Annotated in this window: 8 protein-coding genes and 1 pseudogene; 6 read left to right on the forward strand and 3 right to left on the reverse strand. The window is 58.4% G+C overall.

All coding sequences use genetic code 11. The features are described from left to right. Window positions 1-1,187 (forward strand): porin (locus FV223_RS13195; protein ID WP_147727481.1); only part of this gene is annotated, 1,187 nt, incomplete at its 5' end. Window positions 1,188-1,305: 118 nt separating this feature from the next. Here the strand turns inward: FV223_RS13195 and FV223_RS13200 are convergent. After that, entirely contained in the window at window positions 1,306-2,214 is a 909-nt protein-coding gene (locus FV223_RS13200; RefSeq protein WP_147727482.1) for a hypothetical protein, read from the reverse strand. 237 nt (window positions 2,215-2,451) lie between these two features. Continuing rightward, window positions 2,452-2,634 (reverse strand): hypothetical protein, encoded by a 183-nt coding sequence (locus FV223_RS13205; protein WP_147727483.1) that lies wholly within the window; start codon window positions 2,632-2,634, stop codon window positions 2,452-2,454. 1,615 nt (window positions 2,635-4,249) lie between these two features. Here FV223_RS13205 and FV223_RS13210 point away from each other — a divergent pair. The 4 genes and pseudogenes from FV223_RS13210 (at window position 4,250) to FV223_RS13230 (ending at window position 7,459) form a co-directional block, all read left to right on the forward strand. Beyond that, window positions 4,250-4,537 carry a hypothetical protein gene (locus tag FV223_RS13210; RefSeq protein ID WP_147727484.1) on the forward strand — a complete coding sequence of 96 codons (288 nt, stop codon included), beginning with the start codon at window positions 4,250-4,252 and terminating at the stop codon, window positions 4,535-4,537. Window positions 4,538-4,879: 342 nt separating this feature from the next. After that, complete coding sequence (locus tag FV223_RS13215; protein WP_147727485.1) at window positions 4,880-5,182, forward strand: hypothetical protein; 303 nt, start codon at window positions 4,880-4,882, stop codon at window positions 5,180-5,182. A 956-nt stretch (window positions 5,183-6,138) separates the two neighbouring features. Further along, window positions 6,139-6,267 (forward strand): annotated as a pseudogene (locus tag FV223_RS31780) (IS1595 family transposase); the annotation flags it as partial. 502 nt (window positions 6,268-6,769) lie between these two features. Continuing rightward, complete coding sequence (locus tag FV223_RS13230; protein WP_147727488.1) at window positions 6,770-7,459, forward strand: hypothetical protein; 690 nt, start codon at window positions 6,770-6,772, stop codon at window positions 7,457-7,459. 324 nt (window positions 7,460-7,783) lie between these two features. Here FV223_RS13230 and FV223_RS13235 read toward each other — a convergent pair whose 3' ends face one another. Then, window positions 7,784-7,987 carry a hypothetical protein gene (locus FV223_RS13235; RefSeq protein WP_147727489.1) on the reverse strand — a complete coding sequence of 68 codons (204 nt, stop codon included), beginning with the start codon at window positions 7,985-7,987 and terminating at the stop codon, window positions 7,784-7,786. A 128-nt stretch (window positions 7,988-8,115) separates the two neighbouring features. Between FV223_RS13235 and FV223_RS13240 the strand changes: the two genes are divergently transcribed. After that, window positions 8,116-8,427, forward strand: a complete 312-nt coding sequence (locus FV223_RS13240) for a hypothetical protein (RefSeq protein WP_147727490.1) — start codon at window positions 8,116-8,118, stop codon at window positions 8,425-8,427. The last annotated feature ends 355 nt before the right edge of the window (window positions 8,428-8,782 follow it).

The following is an 8,782-nucleotide window of genomic DNA, read 5'->3' on the forward strand; positions in this document are numbered from 1 at the left end:
AGGCCTTCATCCAGTTCGCGGGCTTCACCGCCGGTCGCGCCTCGTCGTTCTTCGACTTCTACGCTCACGACTTCGAGCTGGCCGGCGCCACCGCCGGCTCCGACGTGTCCTCGACCAACCTGATCGCGTACACCGCGACGCTGGGCAACGGCTTCTCGGCGACGCTCTCGGCCGAAGACCCGACCTTCCGCCGCTCGCCGATCTTCTCGCCGACCACCAACGCAGCGAACGTGACGCTCAACACGTCGGCGGCCGCATTCGGGCAGACCAACTCGCCGATCCCGGTCTTCATTGGCTACAATGCTGCGGGGAACCCGTCGCGCTACAGCTTCGTCGATGGCATCGAGCGCAACCGGATGCCCGACTTCGTCGGCGCCCTGCGCTACGACGCGGCCTGGGGCTCCGCCCAGCTCACCGCCGCGGTGCACGAGCTGAACGTCGGAAACGTCGCCAACGGCGCCGGTACCGGTACGGGTTCCAACGTCAGCATCCCCCATACCAGCAACGACTACGGCTACGCGGTCCAGGGCGGCGTGAAGGTCAACCTGCCGTTCATCTCCCCCGGCGATACCCTCTACCTGCAGGGCGCCTACGGCGTCGGCGCGCAGATGTACACCGGCTACTCCTCGTACACCGGCTCGTACACCCAGAGCACGACCACGATCCAGGGTCAGAAGTTCGCGCAGTACTTCTCCGACGCGACGATCAACCCCTACACGGGCCAGATGTCGAAGTCCGAGAGCTTCACTGTGGTCGGCTCGTACCTGCACTACTGGTCGCCTGAGCTGCGTTCGGCCGCCTTTGGCTCCTACGGCGAGCAGAGCTTCTCGGCCGGCGCCCGCGCCGGTCAGGGCGATGCTTTCGCACTCACCGGTGGTACCGGCTTCGGTGCGAACTCGGTCGGCACGCCCGGCACCCGGTTCTACCAGCTCAGCCAGGCGCTTCGCGACACCTATCAGTTCGTCGCCGGCGCGAGCTTGATCTGGTCACCGGTGAAGGACCTCGATATCGGTGTGGAAGGTCTCTACACCCAGATCGGCGTCAAGAACGGTCGCGTGATCGACACCGACAAGAGCCCGACTGCTTATGCCAACATCGCGGGCATCAACAACGGGACTTTTGCAGTCCGTACCGCGACCAGCGACGACGTCTTCCAGGCCAAGGTCCGCGTCCAGCGCGACTTCTAAGTAAACTAGATATGTGCGCGACCTCGATTGGTTGCGCACATACTCGTCTAGGGATCCGAGACTTACTGAAGGCCCAGCTGCGAAGCTGGGCCTTTTGCTTTTGCAAAGCCTTTCTTATTCACGTTTTGCTAGGGGTGATCCCCAATCGGGCTCGAATTGCGTGGTCTTCCAACAGAACGCTTTGCCGGTCATGCACGGATGGCCCGAGGGGATGCGCGACTGCAACGACCTTTTCCTCAACGACACTGATGATCCCGACGTTGAAGAGACCTAGTCTATCTCTGAGGTGTAAAAGATCGTCAGTTGATACCCAACTTGGAGCACACAGATAATACTGAGCAAAAAACGTTGCTTCGACGGCTGCTTTCAAGGTCGCCTTCGTTGCAACTTGCGAATTAATATCTCCAAAAAATTTTAGACCTTCGAACGCCGCAAGGCAAAGTTTGCCGTCGCTTATGAAATCAACGTAGAAATTTGGATGACAGAGAGGATATCGTCCAGGCCACACTTTAAGTCGGCCAAGAGACGAGTCTTGCGCCAAACCCAAAATCTGTTGGAGAGTGTTTTTACCTGATAGGCTTTTGAACAGATTATCTGTAAAAGATTTAGACGATTTCAGGCCTGCACTCATTGCAGAAATCTTGCTTGTAGGATCTTTTTTAATTTGGTCATACATGTTGCGCAAATTACGCAATGTCAATTGGTCTCTGCTACGAATTATTTCTTTGGCCTGATCTTCATTTGCTTTTGCAATACGGGTAACTACTTCAAGGTTTGACATGGGCCAATCAAGCGCATGCTCTGGCAAGTCATGTCGACTGATAAAATTCTGAATGAATGTGTATGTTCTAATGCTAATCCAAAGCTGGCTTGTTGTATAGCCGGTCAGATGTGCAGCTACTTCGACCCATGGCCTGCCTTGGTCGTCGACGCTGCCCGCTGACATAAATTTGCGAAGGGCTTCCACGATGAGAGGCCAAGGCACTTCTCTCGAACGCGCTCCGGTAAGCACCTCTATCGGACTCATGCAAAATTCCCTTGATTTGACCGCCTTTCGAGCGATCGAGGTTTTACATCAAGTCGCCGCCTCCGGCTGCGCAGGCATGTTCCCGAGAGCGTAGAAGCCATCGTTCTTGGTGGCGTCGCCCTTGCGCTGTTCCCAAGCCAGCGTGTGGATTAGGTCAAGCGTCGTCGCATCACGCGTGTCTCGATGCGGTCGCTGCACAGCTCGACGACTCTATCCCTGCGGCTGTCCTACTGGGGCCTACTGCCGCCGCCGACCTCGTTCCTCATCCGCCACCGCCTCCACCGCTGCGATAGCGTTCTCAAGCTCGGCGATACGCTTTAGCGTACTGTCCGCCGGCATCGTGTCGTACTGGGCGGCTTTCATGATGAGGTCGCGCTGGCGGGCTTTGAGGCGGTCCAGGAGACGAACAAGGGTTTCCATCGACGGCCATGTAGTGAGGCGTGCCTTCCTCGACAACATGGTGCCGCGATAGCCACCGGCGGTAGCAAGCGGTCACAGCCCAGTAGGTACGGCAGCGCTACGGCAAGAAGCACGGTAGGGGCAGGGGCATCACACCACAGGCACTGAAGCTGTGCGGAGTGATGGGATCGCGGATCTTAAAAATAGTGACGTTATGGAGCGTCATCCGCGACGAGTGCACTGGTCCGATCCCTCTGTCACATAATCGGTCGTTTGCGTGGCGGGGGATACCCGTCCGCCTCGGCGCTGCATCAGCGCTAATTAGTGCAGCTCGCACGAGGTTGTAGCTCTAAAGCCAACCTTAGCAGTGCGCGAAAGATTTTCGTCCTGCCCGAAACTAAATTGCGCACGCTCCCGTTAGGTGCCCCTGGAGTCCGATTTCTTCTAACAGCACACCCATACCTATGGGTGTGGTCAATCGCGATCTGCGTGTTGATCGACACTCTATACAGGCTTCGGCCTGACTATAATTTCGCAGCGACTGATACAGAAGGGTCCTTATGTCAAAATTTCGTCGAGTTTTCTGTAATATACAAAATAAAACCTTTGCCCTTTCATCGTTAGGTTTAGGCAACGGGAATAAGGATCGTTTCCGATCGCTGCGCATCAACTTATGCGTGCTTTTTGCAATCGGGACGGTGGGTGTCTTTTTGGCAATTACAGCGTACATTATCACAATTTCAGTAAAAAGTTTTCTATGAATGTGTAATTATTGTAATCGATGCTGTGTTTCAAAAAGGCATGCCACAGGATGCGGCATGCAACCGCAGGGTGTTACAAACTGGATTATTTGCTGCAAAAATTTGTTAAACAGTTGTTGTTCATCCCAGATTGATCCTTATGCTTCTGGCAGAGGGAAACGCCGGAAAAGTCATGTCTTACATATTGGTTGCGTTTCTAGGGACCGCGTGCGGCGTGTTTGCTTCTTGGCAGATGTTGTTACTGGTTGTGGCTGTTGTAGCAGTGGCGTCCGGAGTTGCTGGTGCAATCCACCATCTGCCGCTGCTACAGGTCGTATCGCAGACAGTTGTGCTGTTGTTCGTACTCGAAGCAACGTGGCTTCTTTCAGTGTTAGCTTTAAACGCGTTACTGGCGTCCGGTGTACGATGGGCCCTCTGGGTACACGCTAAAGTAGCACCCCGTTCCACCACTCACGGAAGCGAGTCGGGCGAATGAACGCGGAAAAGCTTATTTGAAACGACCTGAGCTTCTTTTGTGGGCCGGCCACGCTCCAGGACCCGAGCCGCCGGCTCTCGCTGTTTTCGACCACAGTGCGAGTGGGTCAGAGCTACGCCTTCGCAGCTCACTCTGATGCCGAGATTGCAGTTGGGTGGCGAAGCACGTCAATCCCTCGCCACTGCCCAGCCGGCAGGGCGGCGCATCCGTATGCGCCTCAGTTACCTCGGGCTGGTACCAACAGTCATCGGCCAATCCGCCTCAAGTGAGGATCTTTGAGCAACTGTGGCTTGAACCCTATCTCAGTACGTGCAATCCATAGTTGCATAGGTGTCTGCGGGGACGCATGATGTGTGTCGCGGCGGTTGGACTCAGACGTGAGCCGGTCGGCAGGATGGCCATGGCGATAGATAAGGATGCGGTTGAGCAGCATGCTGAGGCCTCAGCCTTGCGGGTGCTCATTCAAACGGTAGCGGTGCTGGTGTTCGAGCAGTGTGGCATGTCGCCGGTACGGGTCCGTGCTCTTGGACAAAGCCTGAGCGTCGAGATGTCAGATATTGAGATACCGGGGGCCAGCCGGACCGATCTCGATATGATCCGCGAAGCTAATGCGTGGGCGTTCGTTGCAGCGTTTAGCAGCGTTGCTGAAGCTATGAGGAGTGATGAAAACAAGGCTGCAAGCGCCTGATCCGACTTGAAAATAGCTAATCGATGCCACCATCAGTAGGGCTTCATCGTGCCTGAGCAACACCAAGCGTGATGAGGTTGAACTCCAGGGTTTCGATTGCCAGAAGCATCTGAGTCTCAGATGCTCGTCGTCTCAATCTGTCGCCTCTTCGGAACGCTTAGGTCGCCGCCTCTGGCTGAGAAGGTGCATTCCCGAGGTCGTAGAACCCATCGTTCTTAGTCGCGTCGCCCTCGCGCTGCTTCCAGGCCAGCGTGTTAATCAGGTCGAGCGTCGACCCATGATGCGGACCTCGGTGCTCTCAACGCGCCTCGACAACGCCATCCCTGGGGCTATCCTGCTTGCATGCGCACAGTCCTGATCGCCCTCGCTCTCGTCGCCAAGGCCGGAGGTGCCAGCGCACAGCAGCAGATGCCGACCGTCCCGGAACTGCTGACGGCTGAAAGGAAGGCCTCGCAGGCGTGTGAGGGCTCAGGAGATGCCGACATCGCCAGAGAGCAATGCCGTCTCCGAGATCGCCTCAGTGGCCGCCTGGCACAAGCCGGCTACTGCTGGGGTCGCAAAGGCCAAACCGACGAGAAGAAGCAGTGGCACGCCTGTCAGCCGGACTCGATCTACGAGGACGATATCGAGGCGGTGCAGCGCTGAGCCAGGAGCTGCAGACCGATGCACAAGCTTCCACCGGGCAGCCTCTACCGCCTTCAGACCTTGGCTCAGACCGGGGCAAGCTTCTACAAAGTGACCGCGTACATGAGACGCCTTGAGGTGCTGGGCCTAGTCGTCGCCACGGGGCGCACAGACCCGAAAACAGACTGCAGCGAGTACAGGATCACCGAAGGCGGGCGCGCCGAGCTCAGGGAGCGCTACGACCCACCAGCGCCAGATCCTTCAGAAGGCTGAAGCGCTCCGCCTGAGCCGACGGCTTCGACCTCATGGCCGACCTCTGCAGGGCAAGCGACTGCCGATCCAGCGCTGAAGCGCTTCCAAGCCGAGCGTGTCGCGATCGACCTAATACTCGGCAGCAGGCCGTGCGACGGGTCCGATGGAGCGTCGAGGTCTACGACGCGTCGGGCCGGTACGCGCTGTCGAAGCTGTTCACCGACGTCCTCGCCAACCGACAAGCGCGGCAGGGGTGATGGCGGCCGACAGCCACGTTGCGCCGCCCCGCCCGCACTCCTATCCCCGCCGGCCCACATCCGGCGAGACCCATGGCATCACCCGCACCGCCTCGAACCACGCCTTCCGACGTCCAGGCCTGGCGCGATGCCCTTGAGGCCATGAAGCCCACGGTGCCGCCCTGTCCGGGGTTCTCGGCTCAGCGCTGGCAGGAGATGCGCGAGGCGGCGATCGACTTCCTCGATCGGTTCGGAGAGGACGACGTCGCCCTGGGCTGGACGGCCACCGACCTGTTCGGCGTGCATCCGACCGTCGGCGTCGTCCGCGTCGACTACTGCGGCTGCCTGATGATCAACGCCCGCCGCGTCGAGGCGATTGGCGACACCTGGATCCGGTACGGGAACCAGACCTACCATCGGGCCGGGCCGGGCCGGGGCGGGCCGGGGCGGCCTGTCGGTGTGCCGGTGTGCCGGTGTGGGAGGCCGCGCAGTAGGCGTGAGGATCACCGCCGCGTGGGCAGCGGTGTCCAGTACCTCATAGCGACGAACACTGTCCTGACGCACCCGGTTTCGCGGCAGTGGAAGGGCTACTGGCAGCGTGGTTTGGCCACCGCTTAAAAAAGAGTTGCCAATCTCATTCGCGTGCTGATGACGCATGGATTTCCACAAGCATCAGAAAAGCAACGGTTTTTCAAGCTTTGCAGTTCAGCCTCTCCGGTGGACAACGAGCATCGCCCACTGGCGGCATCTAGACCCAAAATCTAGGCTGTGGTAGGCGCCGCCCTCCCAGGGCGGCGTTACAGCGCCATCTTGAGGACCGTCAGATGGTAGGCCGGATTTTTATGGCTCAAGTGTCCAGAGCGGTTCGCGCGGAAGCTCGTGCGGAATGGCTCCGTGTCGTCAAAAAGACTGTTGGACGTTTTGCTCGCGGAAATATCTCCGCTCAGAACGGGCGCATTCTCATGCCCGAAGAGCAGGCCAACGAAACGACACATGCCCGATCGATCAACTCGAAGTGGCGGGATCGTGTACAAAAAGCGCGCTAAAGTGCTATAGGCGCGCTCCCTCCGTTCGGCTCCCTCCACACACCATGATTGACCCTGAGATTGATAGGTCCCTCGTGGGCCTAATCGAGCAGTGGAATATTGCCGAGCAGCGCATCAAGCGAGCCGAGCAGGTACGCGGCAATGAAATAGTCGCGGCTGCTATTTTTGAGCTAAGGTACGCCGGCCGCAAGATAGTCGACTCTATCGAGCTTGTTCTCAACTTCGATATCGGCACAAATCTCGATAAAAGAGCTGCAGTTCTAAACTTTGTAGCAGACGCAACTGAGGATTGCGTTAAGTCTAAGCATGATGCGATTGATGCAATGCTTAACTTTGTTACTAGTTGGTTTGACGACATTGAGAAGAAGGTCGGACCGGAGCAATTGCAGACTATATTTCCAGAATACTTGAAAGTACTTGGTTTGATCGCCGGCATTCAAGAGCGCATTGCGGAGTCTCGCGCTGATCGCAATAGACTGCGTGACGCTATTTACAACAGAATTGATGGAGAAGAATACGAAAGAATACTAAATTTGTTCGTTACAATGAAAAATTCTCAAGATCGCGTTACTCTTATTGCGCAAAAAAATCGTGACAAAGCGAGAAAAGAGGCCCTCTGGAAATATATTCTGCTTGCTGCCGGCCTTTCAGGCTGGGTTACGCTATTGATTGGGCAGTATCGTCAGTCTTCATTTCCTTTTGACGCCAATTTGTTTCACGAAAAGGCACAAGGCTCGCAATTGAAGTCTGGATCCAATCACTAGATTAGGCGGAACGAGCAAGTTCATCGTGCTTTTTCGCTTGCCGACCACACGCGATTGCCGCGTCCGTCAGCCACACCCCGCACCACCCGATCCGCCTTCAAAGCCCGCAGCGCCTTCGACACCCGCCGAATGGGCTCCGTCATCAGCTTGCGGTCGCGTGCGACATAGCCGCTTAGCAAACCCGTCGAACTCACGAAAAAGCCCACCGCGGCGGATGCCGGGCGGGCTGAGGTTAGACTCGGGTAGGAATGATCGTGAGGCGGAAGCGCCTTACCCGGAGCGCCTACGCGATCCATGTGCCAACGCGATGACGTTCAGCGATAGCTATTGGATCCGGGTTGCCGGCTCGGTCCCTGTCGCTTTCTCCAACTCGACGCGGCCCTTCGAGAAGCCGTCCAGCCAGGCAAACCGAAGGCCGAACGCCGTCTGATCGTACGGACATTCGCCCGCAAAGCGCTTCTCGTCTTTCCCGGCCTGCGAGCCGAGCCGCATCGCTTCGGCTTCCTCGTTCTTCGTGCTGCCGTCCACCAAACCACTCCCATGATCTGGGAAGGCACCATTAGTACCTTCCGAACGAGTTCCCCAAGCCAAATACGTTCATCCTAACCGAAGGTTTCCCCGCTAGCCGCTGGCGCGTGGAGGCTCGCTAAGCGAGTGTGCCGGCCGAGATCGCAGGGGAAGCCGCGATGCGGATGGAGAAGCCCGACCTCACCGACGAAGCTGACCCCGAGATCCGCGAGATCGTCGAGGGCTTCTACCGCTGGTATGATTGCGCCTCACTGGCGGAGCAGATCGCCTGGCACCGCACCCGAGCTGTCCGGACCTGCCGGAACAACCGCAAAATCCTGAGGCTGCCGGGCGATCCAGCGCTTCAGGGCTATGCCGGCTCGGCGCTGCGGCGCGCCCAGATCCGGTTGCTGCGAATTCGCATATGGCGGGCGACCGGAGTGTATCCGGGCGAAGGGTAGTACAGGTACGAAAAAGCCCGCCACGGCGGCTGCCGGGCGGGCCGAGGTGATGTCAGGGCCAGAGGAACCCCTTCGATGGCCGGATCGCAGCGCGAGCTGGTTAACGGAGAACGAAAGAGCCCACCGCGGCTGGTGCCGGGCGGGCCAATGAGGATGCGGGCGGCAGGCTGCCCCACGTCTGGAATTTAGAGCCCCTTCTTCATTCCAATGGTTCGGCCGCCTCCACGGCGCATCATGTGGCGCCGCATGGTGTGGTGGCGCATCATCGAGCGGCGCGTCATCCGCACCTGCACGGTCGGGGCTTCGGGCTGGACGAGGCTCGGCGCGGGCGCCGGCGTCGCGGCGGAGACGGCGC

The organism is Methylobacterium sp. WL116, from assembly GCF_008039455.1.
Lineage (GTDB): Bacteria > Pseudomonadota > Alphaproteobacteria > Rhizobiales > Beijerinckiaceae > Methylobacterium.

What these genes read in the sequence shown, in the direction of transcription:
- FV223_RS13215 (WP_147727485.1), top strand. Translation starts at nt 4,880, where the DNA reads ATGCGCACAGTCCTGATCGCCCTCGCTCTCGTCGCCAAGGCCGGAGGT.
- FV223_RS13210 (WP_147727484.1), top strand. Translation starts at nt 4,250, where the DNA reads ATGGCGATAGATAAGGATGCGGTTGAGCAGCATGCTGAGGCCTCAGCC.
- FV223_RS13205 (WP_147727483.1), bottom strand. Translation starts at nt 2,634, where the DNA reads ATGGAAACCCTTGTTCGTCTCCTGGACCGCCTCAAAGCCCGCCAGCGC.
- FV223_RS13200 (WP_147727482.1), bottom strand. Translation starts at nt 2,214, where the DNA reads ATGAGTCCGATAGAGGTGCTTACCGGAGCGCGTTCGAGAGAAGTGCCT.